Raw genomic sequence first — 19,515 nt, forward strand, 5'->3', positions numbered from 1 at the left:
AACATCTGCTTCAATGCTCCTAGATTACATCTTTTAACTTAAGTTGACACCAATGAGCATTGCTGTGCCCCTACGACAGATGTGGTTCAAATACATGATTTCTGCTGTAATCCCTCTCCTTAATAAGGAGAGGGACAGGTTTTGCGTAGCAGAACCAGGGTGAGGTTTCTTTGTCTGGGATAATTCTCCACTCTATAGAGGGATGGTGAATTACGGGGATTGGTTAAAAATCGTTGGATAAGCGACAAAAAATCAGACACCCAATATCTGAAACTCTTTATCCAAAATCGACTAACTCGGATACTGGGTGTTAATCCACAAAGCACGTAAAAGTAACAGCATGACTACAGAGAAACTAACAACTTTGCCATCATCCCCAGCCCAGACCGAATTAGAATTTATAGATTCCCCCGGTTGTGACTCAACAAGTCTGCACGATTCGGATGTACCGGAAGTAGACTTGTTTAGTCCACTGACAATTCGAGATATCACTCTGCCCGATCGCATAGCGATGTCCCCAATGTGTCAATACTCGGCAGAGAATGGATTCGCAAACGATTGGCACTTCGTCCATTTGGGGAGTCGGGCTGTTGGAGGTACTCGCCTGATTATAGTCGAAGCGACAGCTGTCACAGCCCAAGGACGAATCACCCCCGGCGATCTTGGTCTTTGGGATGATGAACACATAGAACCACTAGCTCGGATTGTCCGCTTCCTTGGCCAACAAGGTGCGATCGCGGCGATTCAATTAGCCCATGCTGGCCGGAAGGCGAGTTGCAATCTTCCCTGGCTGGGTGGTACACCTCTGACACATGAACAAGGGGCTTGGCCTGTAATCGGGGCAAGCCCAATTCCGTTTCAAGAGGGCGGTCCCGTTCCCATAGCTCTTGATGAGGATGGGATTGAAGAGGTGATTCAAGCCTTCGTTGCCACAACACAACGTGCCCTTCAAGCCGGCTTTCAGATTATCGAAATCCACGCGGCTCATGGATACCTACTGCATTCCTTTCTTTCGCCGCTAAGTAATCAACGAACAGATCGTTACGGAGGTTCCTTGGAGAACCGAATGCGTTTATTGCTGGAGGTAACAAAAAGAATGCGAGAGATTCTGCCAAGCGGGATGCCGCTTTTTGTGCGTCTTTCTGCTACCGACTGGGTAGAGGGAGGTTGGGATCTCAAGCAGTCAGTCATATTGTCCCGCGAACTAAAGCTATTAGGCGTTGATTTGATCGATGTTTCCACAGGAGGCTTAGTACCTCATGCCAAAATTCCCGTGCAGACAGGTTATCAGGTGCCTTTTGCTGCCAAAATCCGAGAGGAGGCTGGGATTAAGACTGGGGCTGTGGGGATGATAAAGGAGGCTGACTATGCCAACCAAATAATTACTCGTGGGTGTGCAGATTTGGTTCTCATCGGTCGAGAAATGCTCCGTGATCCATATTGGTCGATTCGCGCCCGTTGCCATTTGGATGAGGAACCAAACTGGGCTTTGGCCTACGGGTATGCAGTTAAACCGCACAGACGAGGGAAATAAATCTCAAGGGCAGGTGTTGCCAAATCAAATCCAGCAAATTATTTGTAATATGCGATCGCATCGCAACGAGTGGAGTTAAGCAATCGTCAGGGTTTGAGATTGCCACGCTCCGATCGCAATTGACTTGTGTTTAACCGTAGATGATATTATGGCGATCGCAAATTTGAAGCGATCGCTCTATCTATTTTTAATAAAAAAAGACTCACTAATCAACCGGACATAATATCAAAGACTCGTTGACGGAGTTCAAAGACTCGTTGACGGAGTTCAAAGACTCGTTAACGGAGCTAAAAGACTCGTTGACGGAGCTAAAAGACTCGTTGACGGAGTTCAAAGACTCGTTGACGGAGTTCAAAGACTCGTTGACGGAGTTCAAAGACTCGTTAACGGAGCTAAAAGACTCGTTAACGGAGCTAAAAGCCTCGTTAAGTAAATAAACAAAAATATTTACAGTTATTGAGAACGGAGCGAAGCGATCGCACCCCTTGTGATCGCTTTATTTCGGTTTGGTGCATTTGCAATGACATTGTGTAATTAATTATGTTGCCTACTTATTAGACTAGGATTTGAATCCCAGGCGGGTAATGCAGCCGGTGCAGATTACCTAAATTACTGAAACCAACGGGAGACAAAAGCAACCATTATCCTGAATTAAGGCTGACGATTCCGCCGCAAGTATTCCAGATTTTCACGAACGGTTATTGTATTGGGATGATTTGCCCCCAACCTTTTTTCAGCAATCTCTAAAGCTTCGATATACAAAGGTTCGGCTTTGCTGTACCTTCCCTGTGAATCGTAGAGTCCTGCCAAATTGTTCAGGCTAGTTGCCACAGAGGGGTGTTCATCCCCCAGCAGGCGTTTTGTCATCGCCAAAGCTTCGATATACAAAGGTTCGGCTTCGCTGTACCTTCCCTGTGAATCGTAGAGGAATGCCAAATTGTTCAGGCTAGTTGCCACAGAGGGGTGTTCATCCCCTAGCAGGCGTTTTGTCATCGCTAAAGCTTCGATATACAAAGGTTCGGCTTCGCTGTACCTTCCCTGTGATTTGTAGAGTGCTGCCAAATTGTTCAGGCTAGTTGCCACATCGGGGTGTTCATCCCCCAGCAGGCGTTTTCTCATGGCCAAAGCTTCGATATACAAAGGTTCGGCTTCGCTGTACCTTCCCTGTGATTTGTAGAGTGCTGCCAAATTGTTCAGGCTAGTTGCCACATCGGGGTGTTCATCCCCCAGCAGGCGTTTTCTCATGGCCAAAGCTTCGATATACAAAGGTTCGGCTTCGCTGTACCTTCCCTGTGATTTGTAGAGTGCTGCCAAATTGTTCAGGCTAGTTGCCACATCGGGGTGTTCATCCCCCAGCAGGCGTTTTCTCATCGCCAAAGCTTCGATATACAAAGGTTCGGCTTCGCTGTACCTTCCCTGTGAATCGTAGAGGAATGCCAAATTGTTCAGGCTAGTTGCCACATCGGGTTGTTCATCCCCCAGCAGGCGTTTTCTCATGGCCAAAGCTTCGATGTATAAAGGTTCGGCATCGTTGTACCTTCCCTGTGAATAGTAGAGTCCTGCCAAATCGTTCCGGCTAGTTGCCACATCCGCGTCTTCATCCCCCAGCAGGCGTTTTCTCATGGCCAAAGCTTCGATGTACAAAGGTTCGGCATCGTTGTACCTTCCCTGTGAATAGTAGAGTCCTGCCAAATCGTTCCGGCTAGTTGCCACATCCGCGTGTTCATCCCCAAAACGTTCTCTAGCAGCTGATAAACATTGTTCACGCCACGGTAAGGCTTGGGCATAAGCTCCTTGACCTTCGTAAAATCTACCCAAGCCCGAAAAAGGCGAAATTAAATCATCATCGCTTAACCAAGCTTGGTAAACTGTGGCAGTTTCCCCAAGGTGTGGGATGGCAAGAGTTGCTTTAGCAATGTCTATCAATGTGGGTGTCTCAGGAATGTCTTTTGCTACGGCTACCATCGTTTGACAATAGCCGCGCTTGAGTTCATCTGCTTCAACTAACTCTTCTAACTTATCACTCAAGAATTCTCGAATCAGCTGATGCAGTTGGTAAGTTTCTTCTCCAGTGCGCTGAAGTAAACTCAGATTCACTAGGTAATCATCTCTGACATCTTCTAAATCTTCTGAGTCTTGGTTGGGTAAACACCTTTCCACTAAATACCAAGGAATGGGAGCTAGAGCAAAAATACTGAGCAAACACCCCAGTTTTTGGCCTTGGTTATCTAGTTGCTGCCAACTTAATTCAAAAGCAGCAACAACTCCTAGTTGTGCTGTCATTTCTGCCGATGGCTCTTGCATTGAACGATGTGTTAGCAGCTTATCTGCTAATTTTTGCCGCATTTTAGCTAGAGATACATCAGGTATACGTTGCAAATATCGCGCTAGTAACTCTAAACCTAAAGGCAAAAATCCTAAATCAGCACAGAGTTGTTTTGCTTGGTGTAGTTCCCTTTGTATACGCTCATCCCCAACAAAAGCAACCAATAACTCTAAAGCCGCCTCTTCTTCTAACACCTCTGGGCATAACCGCTCAAAAGACTGCCCTAACCACTGTTGCCGTGTGGTGATGAGTATTTTAAACCTTGGCTCACTTGGCGGTAGGTAGGGTTTTACCTGCTCATATTGATTCACATCATCGAATACTAACAGCACATCGCCTGCTTGCCATTGCCGCCAGATGTAATTAATCTGAGTTGGTAAATCCGCATCCTCTGGTAGCTGCAAACCTAACTTTGCTCTAGCAAACGCCACAATCTGACTTCCCAAATCTTTATCCCTCACTCGCAACCAGCAAACCCCGCCCGGATATGTACCTTGCTGCCAATGACGTTGAGCATATTGCAGTGCTAGTTCTGATTTGCCAATACCACCTAGGCCAGTAATAGTAGTAATCGAAATTCGTTGCGTTTGCTGTAACTGCCCATGTAAAGTTGCCAGGGCTTTTTCCCTCCCCACAAATTTTTTAGTGCCACTGAGGGGAAGATTTTGTGGTGTCCTTGCAAATACCGTTTCCTGATAAAAACCGCGCTTGAGTTCATCAGATTCCGCTAATTCTTCTAACTTATGCCGCAATAATTTCTGAATGCGTTCGTTAATTTGGTAGGTGTCCTCTGTCAATTCTTGCAGCAGATACCTTTTAACTAACAAAGTGCAGCTAGCTTTTAGGTCAAATTCTAAATGACTAGCACTTGCTGCCGATTCTACCAAAGACCAACGGATAGGAGCCAAACCAAACAAACTCAACAGACAAGCTAATTTTTGTGCTTCTGGTTCTAAGCATTGCCAATTCAACTCAAAAGCTGCTGCTACACCAGACTCGCCTGCTGATGCTTGCTTTTGTAGCCCTGCGAAGATATCTGCTAACATAATACTCCCCCTCGGTTACGACTATACGCGGCTATTTGGTAAAGTCCTATGGGTATATAACCCATTAATTTGCAAATTCCTTTTGCTATCTCCGTCTCCTGTTGAACATATTCATCCCCCAATAACTTTGCTAATAATTCTAAGGCTGCATCTGGTGACAATTCACCTAGCGGTAATGATGGATATCTTAACCCTGTGTTTTGACGAGTGGTAATTAACACCTTAAACAGAGAACCTTTAGGTGGTAGATAGGGTTTAATTTGCATCCAGTCTTTTACATCATCAAATACTAATAAAACTTTGCCAGCTTGCCAGTTCCGCCAGCAATAAGCAACTTGACCTGATAGGGTTAATTTTGAACGAAGATTAAAGTTAGGTAAATTCACAACTGCAAACTCAACTAGCTGTGTTCCAAAATCAATACCTTGGGGATTTAACCAACAACACCCGCCAGAATAATCTTGTAAATATTTCAATGAGTATTGAATAGCTAACTCTGTTTTACCCACGCCACCTTGTCCAGTCACATCGCTAATTGCCACAACATCATTTGCTTGCAATAGCTGACATAATTGTTCTATTTCCTCATCCCTCCCAACAAACTTACGAGCTTGACTCTGTGGGATATTATGCGGGATATCAAACGGGTTGAAATGGGATTTTTCAATATCTCCATCCCAACTGCAGGAATAAAAATAAGTTGGCAGTTGTTTTTTATCTAAACTAATAAATTGCTGCTTAACTGCCTCGGTAACTTCCCTCATATTCGGCGGAAAAATCTCAGTAGATGCTTGCTCTAAAGCCTCTCTCACAGCTTGAGAAAAGTATCCTGTTTTATTTTCAGAATTTACCTTAGCTGTCTCTCCCTCCCGCGTAGCCAGTAACACAAATTGTTGAGTATCTTTCCTTGGCTGTCCACTAAAAAAAGTTTTCCCAGGTAATTCACCTGATTGGCCTCGTAGCAATAAAGGAAAATTAGCACAGGCATCAACAATACAAATATGATTACGAATCTGAAATTTATCTGAAGCCAAATAAACTAATAAAGAATTCAAATTTAAGTTCTGGTAATTCCGTTCATTCGCATCAGCACAAAACAACCTCCGCTCTCGTTCGGAGGTAATCAAACCATGTCCCGCCCAAAAAATGTAGAGTAAATCTCCCGACTTTAGGGATAAAAAGTTAGTCACAATGTCAGAGATATTTTGCTCTGTTGCTACCTCTACACGTAATCCACATTCCCCAATTAACTGCTGATTTTCTTCCAGCACTGATAAACATAACCGGATATTCTCCCTCGGTACATCGCGCCGATGCAGCCAACGAGCAAATTCTACCGCGTCATTGGCAGGCCCCCCACCCTTCACATTAAAAGCGGGTTGGCCGTAGTTTTCAATACCCACAATTAACCCAAATGTCCGCTCAGGTTTAGCCATCAACTCCATGATGACCTAGCCTCTCACGTTATTAGGACTTACGCACAAGAGATCCCCCAACCCCCTTAAAAAGGGGGCTTTTAGCGTTCCCCCTATGGTGTAAACACAAGTCTGAAGTAGTTTACGAATCTGGTTTTTACCCCACCCTAACCCTCCCCTTGTAAAGGGGAGGGAACTGGATTTCCGGCTTCCCCCCTTTAGAAGGGGGGATTGAGGGGGGTAATTTGACTTGTCTGTACACCGTAGCCTTTTAGGGGAGAGATTTGGAGAGGGGTTTTCTAGATTACTTAAAAAGTAAACCATTATGGCAACCTCGAAATAATCGCCTCCCAGGTTTTGGCATTTGTCCAATAAGCACCGTGGGAACGGGGAAATGGTTGTCTGCTATCCACTACCACATCCTGCACTCTATCAGGGAAAATTTTATTACCAACGTAACTGAGAAAATCCCGTAAATCGTAGATATTCAACCATTCCGGGAAATGCTCTGGCAATAACTGCCCATATTCTAAGCTGTAGAGGGCGTTAATCTCATATAAAAATGGTGCTTGGGAACCAACTGTTACCAATAATTCCACCTGAGACAACTGCTGCTGCACTAGCAAATCTACACAAGCGATACCTCCTAAGCTATGGGCGAGTAAAACCACTGGCGGTTCTGCTTGGGCAATTTGTTCCTGGATAAACGCCCTGATTTTTTCACCCCGCGTCTGATACAACAAAATATCACCAGGCATAGGCGAAATTTTATCAGTTAACTCAAGACGGTTTCCTCTGATATAATTTGTTCCCATTGGTAACGCTAATTCAATAAGTGGCTTTAATAACCAGCCACCCAATCCTAATTCCGCCTCTCCCAAAGCCAGAGTCAGCAATTCCACAACATTATCCTGCAATTGGGCATCGGTGAGTATCGGGGGAAATTTTTCTTGCTGTTCGCTAAGAAACATTGCTTGAGCTGCGATCGCTCTTGCTATTGCTGCATAATATTCACTCAAATCAGATTCGGAAACTCTGAGCAACGCCTGATGATATGGTTCACTGCGAATCACAGCCTCTCGTGCTTGGGCAAATATCTCTGCAATTCCCGCCTCTTGCAACTTAGCTTCCAGTTCCAATGTGGGAGTGAGACTCGCTACACGAGATTGTAAAATATCCCCTGGTTCTTCCCCAAAAGGATTTCCTGACTCAATCGGTTTCAAAGACAACAGCCGCAATTCATACAGAGGATCACGGTATAATTGCCCCCACAGTACAATATCTGCGTCTTCTTTTCCTGGAGATAAAGCCAGTGTCGCATCTTCCAAGGGTACTGATGCCCGATTACCATTGAACTTTGCACCTAATGCACCCCAAAGACAGGGAGCAACTTTGATGTCAGGACGTTGAGCGTGAATCTTTTGCTCAATTATCTGAAAGATTTCGTTGTATTCTGGTTCTCTAATGCCAGTGCCATGTACAAATATTACAGTAGTCATTATGATCAGGGTGGCTAGGGATGCCTGCGGCGAGCTATGCCGGAGCAAAGCTTCTCCTGTATATTATTCATGACCACCTTATCTGATACAAGAGAACTTACCGTGAAAAGTCAACATAATTCATAGTTTAAGGGACTGACAAATAAAAAAACATCCAATAATTTCTTGTGGGGTGGGCGTCTCGCCCGCCCATAACTAAAGGCGGGCAAGACTTCCGCGTGAGCGCTACTTCGACAACGCTCAGTACAAGTCAGTCGAAGGCTGCCCACCCCACAAGTAGTAGTAATTTATTTGTTGAAAATCGCTCTAAGTTACCCTTAAACCTCAGACGTGAGAAATCTTGATATCTCCGCATGTGCCAACACCGCACCAGGTTCGCGCTGGAGAGCGTTGTAATACTTCCTCTCAAAGGTATTACCCGTCTCTAAGGGTATAATCAGTGTGCGGACATCAGCAATCAACTTTTGGAAATCCTCCAGCAATATCGGTTCATCTGCTTCGAGCATTTCATCAACTTGCACAACCACTTCAGAAATGCGATGCAGCCAAGCAAATTGTTCATGAGCGATCACCAGCTGAAGAAGTTCTCCGCTTGATACTCGTCCACTAACCTGTTCGTAGGCAATGCGTTCTGTCTCCAGCAACATCTTGTGAAGGTGGAGTAATTTGTTTCGTAAATCACGCAGATATTGATGTTGACGTATTCTTTGTAAAAGTATGTTAGAAGTCAATGTTATCCATCCTCTCATTACAATAGTCTTCGATCGCTTAAATAATTTCTGCCTCGGTATTCATCACCCATAAACTGTAGCGAATAACTGGTTTATTGAGTGATCCGCTAGCGATGAATAGCATACCCAATGGTGGCGTAGATGCTCGCTAGAAGGCTTGGCGCTCTGCTGAGAACTTTATCTTTCCCTTCTTTTCTCTACCAGAGGCTGCGCCAACAAGACGCTGTACATAGCTTGCTTCCCCATAGGGGTATGGGAGCGGCACTTAAGATACATCGCCAGTTCCTGACTGTCTTGTACAAACAGCACCATTAGCCATTTGCCCAACCTCAGTTCATGTATTTGGTTTCCTTGCTAAGAAGCATTATAATCAACATATCTTTTTATAACCGTTATATCTTATATTGGATTACTCATATATTAGCATAAACTTATAAGAAGTAGATAGTGTAGAAGCGATCGAGAAAATGTCAATTATGGGAAAACTGTCTTCATGTCCCTAGCATATATAATTCTAGGTCTTCTTCAGCAGCAAGAAATGACGGGCTACGACCTGAAAACGAGTTGCTTTGATCAATGTATTGCCCATTTGTGGCCAGCAGACCAGGCACAAATTTACAGAACTCTTGATAAGCTAGTTGAGCAAAGCTGGATTACCTGTAAGATTGAGATTGGGCGCGATCGCCCCAACCGTAAAGTCTACAGTGTAACGGAGCCAGGGAAAGCCGAATTCGCTCGATGGCTTGGAACTCATCAGCCCTTACCGACTATCCGAGAACCTTTGCTCCTCCAGTTGCATTTTGCAGATCAGTTGTCGAATGAAACCACCATTCACCTACTAGAGCAACAAGTCGCGGCTCGAAGCAAAAAGCTTGCTGAATGTGAAACCATCGATTTGCCATCACTCAGTGATGAGTCTGCCAACCGTGAGCAGGTGATGCAAAGGCTGGTGCTGGAGTTGGTGATCCGAAGAGAACAGACTTATATCGATTGGTTGAAGATAGCGATCGATGTTATCAGTCATCAAAAGCAATATGCATCACATTACCAGATTCTTTGACACTTCCTAGCACTAAAGCTATGGGCATTCCTGTCTCAGCCATCTTCTCTAGGATGATTCGCTTTAGCTTGTTTTTTTGTAACTAGCATAAATCAAACAATGGTAACAATAGCAGTCAATCCGTATCTTCATAGGTAGGGGCAATACCCTGCGGTCAGCTAAAGCTACATGAATTGCCCCTACCGTGTGTAGCTTTTTTTACTTAACTCACAAAATCGCTCCAGTTTCTTTCAAATAAACCCGTGTAAATGGCTCATCTTCAGCCAAAGTATAATCTTCAATTAACCCTTTGCGACGCACAGAAATGTCATTGCCTTTTCTAATCACCACAGTCGAACCATCCAAGACATCTCGCACTAGGATCATCTCAGTTTCGGTGGGATTATCCAAAACTACGATATTACTACTCTGGTAAAACATACCCTCTTCATTTAGGATGTCTTCCGCATACTCGGCAATCAGCAAATCAAGTTTGGGATGACGCAGCAAAGTTTGGACGTTGTTGTTGTAATTTTTGCTTAATACTTTTTTCGAGCGATTCACAAAAACTGCATCACGACAAACAGCGCCTATTGTCCAGTTAGGATGTTGCAAAAGGATATGGTCAATCGTTGCTTGCAGTTCTTCGACTGAGATTTTATTAAAAGTAATAATTGGTATCCTGGCATCTGTACCCGACTCAAAAAAGGTTTCTAAAATATGAGAAGGCACATCAACGCTTTCACCAACAGAAGGTTTAAGATGCATTAAAACTCCTGGTGCAGCATTGATTTCCAGGATGGCAAAGTTACTGGACTTCCAAGATTCTGAGAGAGTTTTGGTAATGACATCAATCCCAAGGCAAGTCAGCTGGAAATGTTGGGCAATATCTTGCGCCAAGATAATATTGTCAGCATGAACTGTCGGGGTTGCATCGATGCTTATACCTCCGGCTGAAAGATTGGCGACTTTACGCAGATAAACTGTGCGTTCCTTCTCAATCACGCTATCTAATGATAAACGCTGTTCCTCTAGGTAGAGTTGCATCGCTTCATCTATCTGAATTTTACTCATCGGCGAGGTTGGCGTGTCTAAACGTGCAGGTTTGCGATTTTCTAGGCGGATTAACTCTGCAAGCGTTAAGTAGCCATCACCAACAACCGATGCTGGACGGCGTTCTGTGGCGGCAACGAATCTACCATTGACACACAATAAGCGAAAATCTGATCCGGAAATACTTTTCTCAACAATTATCCGAGTTAGCTGATCTTCGGGAATCGCTGCCAGTGCCCTATTATAAGCAGATACCAGTTCTTTTGAGTCCTGCACGTCAGCCGTGACCCCAATTCCTTTGTGACCTACCACTGGCTTAACTGCCACTGGGTAGCCAATTTCTCTGGCTGCGGCTAAGGCTTCCTTTTCGGAAAAGACGATATCACCTTCAGGCACTGGGAAACCCAAGGTTTTCAAAAATGCCTTACAGTCATCTTTACGGGTGGTGAACTCCGAATCTAGATGACTATCACAGTTAAATGTTGTTGCTACTCCCCTGACGTGTTTTTTTCCCAAACCGTATTGCATCAATCCTTCTTCCCACAAATAAAAGGCGGGAATACCTTTTTCGTAAGCTGTTCGCAATAGGGCATAAACTGTGGGACCACCATAGACAGATGCGCGGAATTTATTTTGCAGCTTTACTAGCCGTTCATCAAAGTTAAAGTCTTCGTCTTGGGTAATGGCTTCAAACCAATCCCAAACAAAATAAACTACTTCTTTAGTTGTGCGTTCATGTAGTGATTGGACACTAATCCGCGTGCAATTTGGATATGGCTTCACACTCCAATGGTTAAGGTGCAAATCCATATCCAGCTTTGCGACTTCGGATACAACTTGGGCAAACAGATGGGCATGAGATTCGTAGGTTTGGCTGGCCAAGTGTGCATAGCCATGTCTCTCGACAAGCCGCTTTGCTTCTACGCCAATGCTTGCAATGTAATCTTCAATGGGCAAAGGCTTTCGAGAGTCAACTAGAGCCAAGTCAAATACTAGCGCCCCTGTATCTAAATAGGGGTTGGGGCCGATATAATGCTTGAAGTTGAAAATATCGAATACATCCGTTCTTCTAGCATTAATGCGGACTAAATCACTGCTTTTTTGCAGAACCATTGATTACGAACCTTTGGCTAAACACCCTGAAATTGAAATGCTGAGTTATAGTTACTCAGACTTATTAATTGTAGATTGATTTAGATTAATTTTGGAGAGTGATGACCAAGCCATTACTCCAATTCCGAACCCAGAATAACTCTTTTAGTAAATATTTTCAACTATCTCAAGGCATAATTAAAGCCCCCTTCTTTAGCAAAGAATAAATAACACTCAATTCATCCTCATGACGCGTCAAAGATATAACCTTTGAAAGGTGCAACACTTACCAAATAATCTGTATAACTAAATCTAGGGTATTGATTGAAAAGACAGCAAAGTTATGAATAGCACACAAGCTGCTCTAAGAGATGAAATTCGAGAACTTGCTGAGGAAGCTTTTCACCTAAAGCTGATCTCTGGGCATGGTGATGGGCCAGACATAAATGAGTATCAAATTGTCTACCAAGGCAAACCCCGGCATCTCCCACTAGAACAAGCACGTTTTTTCTTAACTAACTTGCTTTACAGAAGTCGCATTCATTAGCAATTGTCATTAGATATCTAATTGCACGTAGCTAGAGTTTATACCAATTACTTGCGATCGCCTGATAAATTTCCAATCGGCAATTACCAAGATATTCAACAATGCCTCTACAAAATATCTCTAGAGGTAGTTGATGCTGTGAATTTTATGAAGTATGGGTAAATTAATTTTGAGGAAAAATCTTTTGGTTTAATGGCGATCGCCATCAAACTTTAATCCTACCTTCAATCAAGTAATCTACCAAAGGGATGATTTGATAGTTGGAATTGTCATGGTTTAGTGAAATTTATTAACTCAAAGCAGGGGGCATCATGGTGGAAAGTAATATCAAACGGCAGTTGGTAATTATTGGGGGAGCTGAAGACAAGGAGGGAGATTGCCAAATTTTGCGGGACTTTGTACGACGCGCTGGGGGTACGAAGGCGTATATTGTAATTCTGACGGCGGCGACAGAATTACCAAGAGAAGTGGGAGAAAATTATATTAGAGTATTTGAGCGGCTGGGAGCCGAGAATGCTCGCATTATTGATACAGAAACGCGCGAAGATGCATCTTCATCTACCGCATTGGAAGCAATTAATAAAGCAACGGGGGTATTTTTTACTGGGGGAGACCAAGCTCGTATTACCAGCATCCTCAAGGACACCGAAATAGATACTGCGATTCATAAACGGTTCTCTGAAGGGGTAGTTATCGCAGGCACAAGCGCGGGCGCTGCCGTGATGCCAGATAAAATGATCGTGGAAGGTGATTCGCAGACACATCCTCGGATTGAAGCTGTCGAAATGGGACCAGGTATGGGATTTTTACCAGGGGTGGTAATTGACCAGCATTTTTCCCAGCGTGGACGTTTGGGACGCTTAATTTCAGCTTTAATACTAGAACCTGCGGTTTTGGGATTTGGTATTGACGAGAATACCGCTATGGTAGTGACAGATAACCAAATTGAAGTAATTGGTGCAGGTGCGGTTACGATTGTTGATGAATCAGAGGCTACATATAACAATATGGGCGAAATTTTGAAGGATGAGTCTTTGGCGATTTGCGGAGCAAAGCTTCATATTTTGCCACATGGCTTCAAATTTGATTTGAAAACCCGCCAGCCTATCCTAAATAATGGCTCTGTGGCAAATGTCTCTGTACCTGTTGGTTCAAGCAACACCTAACTTTTAGCAGGTGCGTTTAAATTGAATAAATAATTAATACTTGTAGATTACTGACATTTATCTCTTGAATATCCTCCCAAGTAGTCTCAGAAGCTGCATTATTCTCGGCAGAAGCTGATCAGACAGATTGACGATGACATAATTTTAGTAGCCCAAGCTGTAACTATTATCGGTGCGGATGTTGCATAGCTTGCCGCCGTAGGCATCGCAACAACTAATGTTAGTCATTTATCTAGGTTTGTTGCAGGCGATTTGTGGCAGAACATTAAAACAAATTCAGTGAAACCCAACATCATATTAGGTTAATGTTGGGTTTCACTAAATTCAACTAGCTTGATTAGGCGGTATTTGTTCCAATGGCGTTTCTGCTGGGGGCGCGAGTACCGCATCCGGCGCAATTTCTTCTACAGAAATCGGTTGCTTGTCCTCAGTTTCAGCATCTGCTTGCTCTGCTTTCACCAATTCAGGATCTGGGGGATGTGGTGAAATCGCTTCCGGTACAGCCTCGATTTTTGCTTCGGGGTTTATAACTTGTGCAATCAGTGGAGTTAAAATTCAAATGCGGAGAGATTTTCAAATTGATCACATTAAACCTATGTCTCAGGGTGATTTAACTACCATAGATAATCTGCAATTGCTGACACGTAAAGCCCATGTAGAGAAAACCCGTAAAGAGAATACAAGACGCTAGTCTTTGAGGGATACCTCTGTATCCGTGAGTAATCTAAATCTTTCTGGTTTGGCAAGTTTAAAATGTATGGTGTGACTTAAAAGAGACTTATGACCTTAACCCTTAACTTGCCACCAGAATTAGAACAGTATCTTGCACAACAAGCTAAACAGCAAGGGCTTTCTGTTGAAACATATACTTTGCAGATTTTGCAAGAATATATTCTGCCAGTTTGATGTGTGCTTCTATCGTTCTGAATTAGCGTTTGAAATTAGCCCTAAAATAGCCTGATGGAAATAGTGAAACCCAACATCATATTAGGTTAACGTTGGGTTTCACAGAATTCAACTAGCTTGATTAGGCGGTATTACTTCCGATGGCGTTTCTGCTGGGGGCGCAAGTACGGCATCCGGCGCAATTTCTTCTACAGAAATCGGTTGCTTGTCCTCAATGTCAGCATCTGCTTGCGCTGCTTTCACCAATTCAGGAGATGGGGGATGTGGTGGTATCGCTTCCGGTACAGTCTCGATTTTTGCTTCGGTGTTGGTAGTAACTGTCTCCTCTGCTGGTTTTTCTGGTATGACAATAGTTTTGTCAATAATCTCAACAGCAGGTTTCTCAGTCAGAACAGAGGCAATGTCTTCAGGTTTGGGGATTGTGGGTGTCTTTTTACTCACAGTCTGTTGCACCTTGTCTTTCACGCCACCGAAGGTGCTACCAAGACCTTTTTGCAACTGGCCCAGCCGTTCCTGAACGGACAACTTATTCACCTGTTGCTGAATGCCAGTTTTCACCGTCTCAGGACTGGGTATTTGGGTTTGTTGTACCTGTGGCGTCAGTTGCCGACGTAATGATAGAGTTTGCCAGCCAAACCAGACCAAAAGAGCCACACTAGCCAGATGACCCAGCAACAAACCCCCAGTAATACGTGGTGCAAACACCCATAAGACTAAGGCGTAGAACAATCCTACACCACTCCAGATAAAGTCATTCTTGCGGTGGATTTCTGGGAAAAAGAAAGCTGCTATATAAATGGCTAAACTACCAACACCGACCACCAAAGCTAGGACATATGCCAGCATTATTTGGTTACTCCTTACTGCATCCTTTGATTATTTCAATTTTGCAAGTTAATTGTTGATTTAGATACAATTCAAAATTAATTATCCCTGTTAGTTGGGGATTTTTGTCGTTTATTTCAAGTCTTAAGGTCTTCTTTAGGGGAGAAGGGAAAATCTCGGACTACCCTTATAGGTAAAAGGATCTGCAAGAGTTAGCCAGAAATTTTTTATGACACTACAAAGCTTTGGTGTGATTGGATTAGCCGTTATGGGTGAGAACATCGCTCTCAACGTGGAGCGCAATGGCTTCCCAATTGCAGTTTACAACCGCTCCCGAGAAAAAACGGATGCGTTTATGGCGCAGCGTGCGCCAGGAAGGAACGTCAAAGCCGCCTTTACGCTGGAAGAATTCGTTGCCTTATTGGAACGTCCTCGCAAAATTCTAGTAATGGTGCAAGCTGGGAAGCCAGTTGATGCGGTGATTGCTCAACTCAAACCCTTGTTAGAGGAAGGCGATATCATTATCGACGGTGGCAACTCTTGGTTTGAAGATACGGAACGACGCACTCAGGAATTAGAACCGGCTGGGCTTCGGTATCTTGGTATGGGTGTCAGTGGCGGTGAAGAAGGGGCGCTGAATGGTCCATCTCTGATGCCTGGAGGTACAACAAGCTCTTATGAGTTTCTATCACCAATTTTTAACAAAATTGCTGCCCAAGTCGATGATGGCCCTTGTGTAACCTACATTGGCCCTGGTGGTTCTGGTCACTATGTCAAAATGGTACACAATGGCATTGAGTATGGCGATATGCAGCTAATTGCTGAAGCGTACGACTTGCTGAAAAGTGCTGCTGGATTAGACCATAATCAGCTACATGAGGTGTTTTCGGAATGGAACACCACCGATGAACTCGATTCATTTTTGATTGAGATTACGAAGAATATCTTCCCATATATTGACCCAGACACAAATCTACCCTTGGTGGACTTGATTGTTGACGCTGCCGGTCAAAAGGGAACTGGGCGCTGGACTGTGCAGACTGCGTTGGAATTGGGAGTCGCTATTCCCACAATTACAGCAGCAGTTAATGCCCGGATTATATCTTCGATTAAAGAGGAGCGGGTAGCAGCATCGAAAGTCCTCACAGGCCCCAGTGGCAAGTATGACGGGCAAACCAAGGACTTTATCAACAAAGTCCGCGATGCTCTTTATTGCTCAAAAATCTGTTCTTACTCTCAAGGGATGGCGCTGCTATCTACAGCTTCCAAGACATATAACTGGAATTTGAATCTGGGCGAAATGGCGCGGATTTGGAAAGGTGGCTGTATTATTCGCGCTCGCTTTTTGAATAAGATTAAGAAGGCTTTTAGCGAAAATCCAGCTTTACCTAATCTGTTATTAGCTCCTGAATTTAAGCAGACAATTCTCGACAGACAAACAGCTTGGCGGGAAGTGATTGCGACTGCTGCAACACTGGGAATTCCAGTACCCGCATTTAGCGCATCCTTGGATTATTTTGACAGCTATCGCCGCGATCGCTTGCCCCAAAATCTGACTCAAGCACAACGCGACTACTTCGGCGCACATACTTACCTGCGTCTAGATAAGCCCGGAAGTTTCCACACCGAATGGGTACCAATTGCTGAAGCTAAAAAGTAAACTTTCACGCATCTAAATTCTCAGTGTATTGAGAAAGTTTAGACTGTTTCAGAATAAATCTTACAAGTGGCTCTGAGTTTCAGAGTCACTTTCTTTTTAATGCTGAGTTAAAAGTTACAAGGGCGGTTAGAAACCGCGTCAGCGTGCCGGAGGCTCTATTCTATTCGTCCTGGCTCTAAGTTGACACTACGACAATAGTGTATTTTTAGGGGTTATTATTACCAAGATATTTAGCTTTTAATTCTTCTAATTCTTCATCTATTTTGCTTTTAATAGAAGGCTGAGATATTGGATTTGGTGTCTGTATTTTATTTGGTTGAGGTTTGCTGCTACCCAAAAATTGGGTTTTCATTTCCTCTAATTCTTGCTCAACTTGACTAGGAGATTTCGATACAAAAGTGGGTGGTAAATTTGGTGGTGATTGAGGGATGGGTTTTGCCGCTATCGCTGGTGTGACTGCTATTTTTGACTGTTGATTTAACTCTTTAAGAACTTCATCAACTGTTTGATAACGCCGAATTGGAATACTTTCTAGCATCTTGTTGAGAATGTGACTCAACTGATTACTAACAGGAGTTTGCAAGTATTGCTGCCAAACCCATGTACCGTTGTTGGTATCATAGGAATCGAAGGGCGATCGCACTGTTAATAAATTAATACAAGTCGCACCCAAACTATAAATATCGCTGGCAAAAACAGCCCTACCTCTCATTTGTTCAGGGGCAACATATTCTGGACTCCCAATACTAGTACCAGTTTGATTTAAGGCAGCGCCAATGGCAGATTTAGCAGCCCCAAAATCTACTAATACTAGTTTACTATCGCCGCTACGTAAAATAATATTTTCTGGCTTAATATCGCGGTGAATTACGTGTCTGGCGTGACAAAATTGTAATACTGATAATAAATCATTTAGTAATTGCCAGATTTGCGTTTCACTAAAAGCACCTTGATGTGCTAATTCCTGGGCTAAGTTTTGCCCGTCGATAAATTCTTGGACAAGATACTGCCGATCTTCTTGGGTAAAATATGCCAGTAGTTCGGGAATTTGAGGATGTTTACCCAATTGATCTAACTGCACCGCTTCTTGGTTAAATAATTCCACGGCTTTTGCAAGAGTGTTAGTACCTTGGGCTTGGGGATAAAATTGCTTAATTACGCAGCGTGGTTTTGAGGGTTTATCCTCATCCACAGCTAAGAAGGTTTTGCCAAAACCACCTTGTCCAATTGGTTTGATCGCGCGGTAACGTTCTTTGAGGAGTAGCTTGGAACCGCAAGTCAGGCAAAACTTGAGATCATCAGGATTTTCAGGCTTGGAACAATGAGGATTAAGGCAGTAGCTCATACAGGCGATCGCTCTTATATATTTCTATTTTCTCCTGTCTCAGGCAAAAGGGTATTTAGATTCGCCAATTATCAGAAAGGCTAGCTGAAAACGCTGGAGAAACTTACCCATAATTAAGAGCGATCGCTCATAGTTTAACGATTAAGCGATCGCACTGCGTAGCAGCTTACCGCACAGCATCCATAACTGGATGGAAGTAGAAGGCAAACCCCAATACTGTATAGGTAGCTAATAACAAAGTGCCTTCAAGCCAATTCGATCTACCATCGGAACTAATAGTGTTTGCAATCAACACTGACACAACCACCGCGACTAATTCAAAGGGTTGGAAATCCAAATCCATTGGTTGTCCCAATATCCGCCCTGCTATAACTAAGACGGGCGCGACAAATAGCGCAATCTGCATACTTGATCCCACAGCTACCGAAAGGGAAAGATCCATTTTATCTTTCATCGCCACGGTGACTGCTGTAGCGTGTTCAGCCGCGTTACCGATGATGGGAACCAAAATCACCCCTGTAAACAGCGCCGTCAAACCTAGCTGAGATGTGGCTACCTCCAGAGAATCAACTAGCATTTCTGACTCAATTGCCACTAGTAAGGTACATCCTAGCAGCACGCCAATCCACAACGCTATATTGGGTTTAGCATGGGGGATTTCCTCTCCTTCGATCTCCGCTACACCCACATCATATAAATAGGAGTGGGTTTTCATCGAAAATAGCAGCGTTAGGCCATAAACCAAGATTAATACTACGGCAACAGCAATAGAAAAGTTTTGCAGTGTTTGTTCGTTAATTCCTTGAGAGGTGTAATTCATCGCCGTTGGCATCAAAAGGGCAATCACCGCCAAATTCATCGAAGCAGCATTCACCCGCGCCACAATTGGCTGAAATGTCTGTTCTTTGTAGCGTAGTCCTCCCAAAAGCATGGAAAAACCCATCACCAGTAGTAAGTTGCTAATAATCGATCCCGTGATACTGGCTTTGACTACATTTATTAACCCAGCGTTCAGCGCTATTAGGGCGATGATTAGTTCTGTAGCATTGCCAAAGGTGGCGTTTAACAAGCCCCCCAATGATGGCCCGACTACGACAGCAATTTCTTCGGTGGCTGTACCCATCCAAGCTGCTAAGGGCAAAATTGCTAATCCAGCTGTAATGAAAACTATCAATTCTCCCCACTCCAGAAAGTGGGCTGCTAGAGAAACTGGGATAAACAGTAATAAAATCAGAAAAATAATGTTTTTAGTTGACATTTGTTGTCTTGAGTTGAGGGTATTTGATCGGAGAGTTGTAGGGGCAATTCATGTAGCTTTAGCTGACCGCAGG

General features: G+C 43.8%; 16 protein-coding genes and 2 pseudogenes. 9 read left to right on the plus strand and 9 right to left on the minus strand.

The features are described from left to right. Window positions 1-340 precede the first annotated feature (340 nt). Window positions 341-1,534 carry an NADH:flavin oxidoreductase/NADH oxidase gene (locus HWQ38_RS17565; RefSeq protein ID WP_292795729.1) on the plus strand — a complete coding sequence of 398 codons (1,194 nt, stop codon included), beginning with the start codon at window positions 341-343 and terminating at the stop codon, window positions 1,532-1,534. 262 nt (window positions 1,535-1,796) lie between these two features. Next, window positions 1,797-1,967, plus strand: a pseudogene (locus HWQ38_RS40505) (hypothetical protein); the annotation flags it as partial. 218 nt (window positions 1,968-2,185) lie between these two features. Here HWQ38_RS40505 and fxsT read toward each other — a convergent pair. From fxsT to HWQ38_RS17585, 4 genes are all read right to left on the minus strand, one after another. After that, window positions 2,186-4,906: an FxSxx-COOH system tetratricopeptide repeat protein gene (fxsT, locus tag HWQ38_RS17570; protein ID WP_366933314.1), complete on the minus strand. Its 2,721-nt coding sequence runs from the start codon at window positions 4,904-4,906 to the stop codon at window positions 2,186-2,188. Further along, on the minus strand, window positions 4,900-6,342 hold the full coding sequence (locus HWQ38_RS17575) for a caspase family protein (RefSeq protein ID WP_292795732.1): 1,443 nt from the start codon (window positions 6,340-6,342) through the stop codon (window positions 4,900-4,902). The genes fxsT and HWQ38_RS17575 overlap by 7 nt, the downstream gene beginning before the upstream one ends. Before the next feature lie 302 nt (window positions 6,343-6,644). After that, window positions 6,645-7,820, minus strand: coding sequence for a hypothetical protein (locus HWQ38_RS17580; RefSeq protein WP_292795735.1), 1,176 nt, complete (start codon window positions 7,818-7,820; stop codon window positions 6,645-6,647). A 317-nt stretch (window positions 7,821-8,137) separates the two neighbouring features. Next, window positions 8,138-8,551 carry a hypothetical protein gene (locus HWQ38_RS17585; protein WP_292795738.1) on the minus strand — a complete coding sequence of 138 codons (414 nt, stop codon included), beginning with the start codon at window positions 8,549-8,551 and terminating at the stop codon, window positions 8,138-8,140. Between the two features lie 493 nt (window positions 8,552-9,044). Here HWQ38_RS17585 and HWQ38_RS17590 point away from each other — a divergent pair, with 493 nt between their 5' ends. Then, a complete protein-coding gene (locus HWQ38_RS17590) occupies window positions 9,045-9,611 on the plus strand; it encodes a PadR family transcriptional regulator (protein ID WP_292795740.1) in 567 nt (188 codons plus the stop codon). A 207-nt stretch (window positions 9,612-9,818) separates the two neighbouring features. Here HWQ38_RS17590 and HWQ38_RS17595 read toward each other — a convergent pair whose 3' ends face one another. Then, entirely contained in the window at window positions 9,819-11,756 is a 1,938-nt protein-coding gene (locus HWQ38_RS17595) for an acetate--CoA ligase family protein (protein ID WP_292795743.1), read from the minus strand. A 322-nt stretch (window positions 11,757-12,078) separates the two neighbouring features. Here HWQ38_RS17595 and HWQ38_RS17600 point away from each other — a divergent pair, with 322 nt between their 5' ends. From HWQ38_RS17600 to HWQ38_RS17610, 3 genes are all read left to right on the plus strand, one after another. Then, window positions 12,079-12,282, plus strand: a complete 204-nt coding sequence (locus HWQ38_RS17600) for a hypothetical protein (protein WP_292795746.1) — start codon at window positions 12,079-12,081, stop codon at window positions 12,280-12,282. Between the two features lie 21 nt (window positions 12,283-12,303). Further along, window positions 12,304-12,444, plus strand: coding sequence for a hypothetical protein (locus tag HWQ38_RS17605; protein WP_292795749.1), 141 nt, complete (start codon window positions 12,304-12,306; stop codon window positions 12,442-12,444). Window positions 12,445-12,593: 149 nt separating this feature from the next. After that, the gene (locus HWQ38_RS17610; protein ID WP_292795752.1) at window positions 12,594-13,448 is read left to right on the plus strand and encodes a cyanophycinase; all 855 of its coding nucleotides are present in this window, start codon (window positions 12,594-12,596) and stop codon (window positions 13,446-13,448) included. Between the two features lie 324 nt (window positions 13,449-13,772). Here the strand turns inward: HWQ38_RS17610 and HWQ38_RS17615 are convergent. Continuing rightward, window positions 13,773-13,967: pseudogene (locus HWQ38_RS17615) on the minus strand (hypothetical protein); the annotation flags it as partial. 19 nt (window positions 13,968-13,986) lie between these two features. On the opposite strand from HWQ38_RS17615, the gene HWQ38_RS17620 reads away from it, so the two are divergent. Then, window positions 13,987-14,139 carry an HNH endonuclease signature motif containing protein gene (locus HWQ38_RS17620; protein WP_292795785.1) on the plus strand — a complete coding sequence of 51 codons (153 nt, stop codon included), beginning with the start codon at window positions 13,987-13,989 and terminating at the stop codon, window positions 14,137-14,139. An 89-nt stretch (window positions 14,140-14,228) separates the two neighbouring features. Continuing rightward, entirely contained in the window at window positions 14,229-14,354 is a 126-nt protein-coding gene (locus HWQ38_RS17625) for a hypothetical protein (protein ID WP_292795754.1), read from the plus strand. A 108-nt stretch (window positions 14,355-14,462) separates the two neighbouring features. On the opposite strand, the gene HWQ38_RS17630 is transcribed toward HWQ38_RS17625, so the two are convergent. Continuing rightward, window positions 14,463-15,200 carry a Ycf66 family protein gene (locus tag HWQ38_RS17630; protein WP_292795756.1) on the minus strand — a complete coding sequence of 246 codons (738 nt, stop codon included), beginning with the start codon at window positions 15,198-15,200 and terminating at the stop codon, window positions 14,463-14,465. Between the two features lie 208 nt (window positions 15,201-15,408). Between HWQ38_RS17630 and gndA the strand changes: the two genes are divergently transcribed. Next, a complete protein-coding gene (gene gndA, locus HWQ38_RS17635) occupies window positions 15,409-16,839 on the plus strand; it encodes an NADP-dependent phosphogluconate dehydrogenase (RefSeq protein ID WP_292795759.1) in 1,431 nt (476 codons plus the stop codon). 205 nt (window positions 16,840-17,044) lie between these two features. Here the strand turns inward: gndA and HWQ38_RS17640 are convergent, their stop codons facing one another. Both HWQ38_RS17640 and cax read right to left on the minus strand, forming a co-directional pair. Then, entirely contained in the window at window positions 17,045-18,184 is a 1,140-nt protein-coding gene (locus HWQ38_RS17640) for a serine/threonine-protein kinase (RefSeq protein WP_292795762.1), read from the minus strand. A gap of 166 nt (window positions 18,185-18,350) precedes the next feature. Then, window positions 18,351-19,490, minus strand: a complete 1,140-nt coding sequence (cax, locus tag HWQ38_RS17645) for a calcium/proton exchanger (protein ID WP_292795788.1) — start codon at window positions 19,488-19,490, stop codon at window positions 18,351-18,353. Window positions 19,491-19,515: the final 25 nt, after the last annotated feature.

It is taken from the genome of Nostoc sp. NMS7, from assembly GCF_017115085.1.
GTDB lineage: Bacteria > Cyanobacteriota > Cyanobacteriia > Cyanobacteriales > Nostocaceae > Nostoc.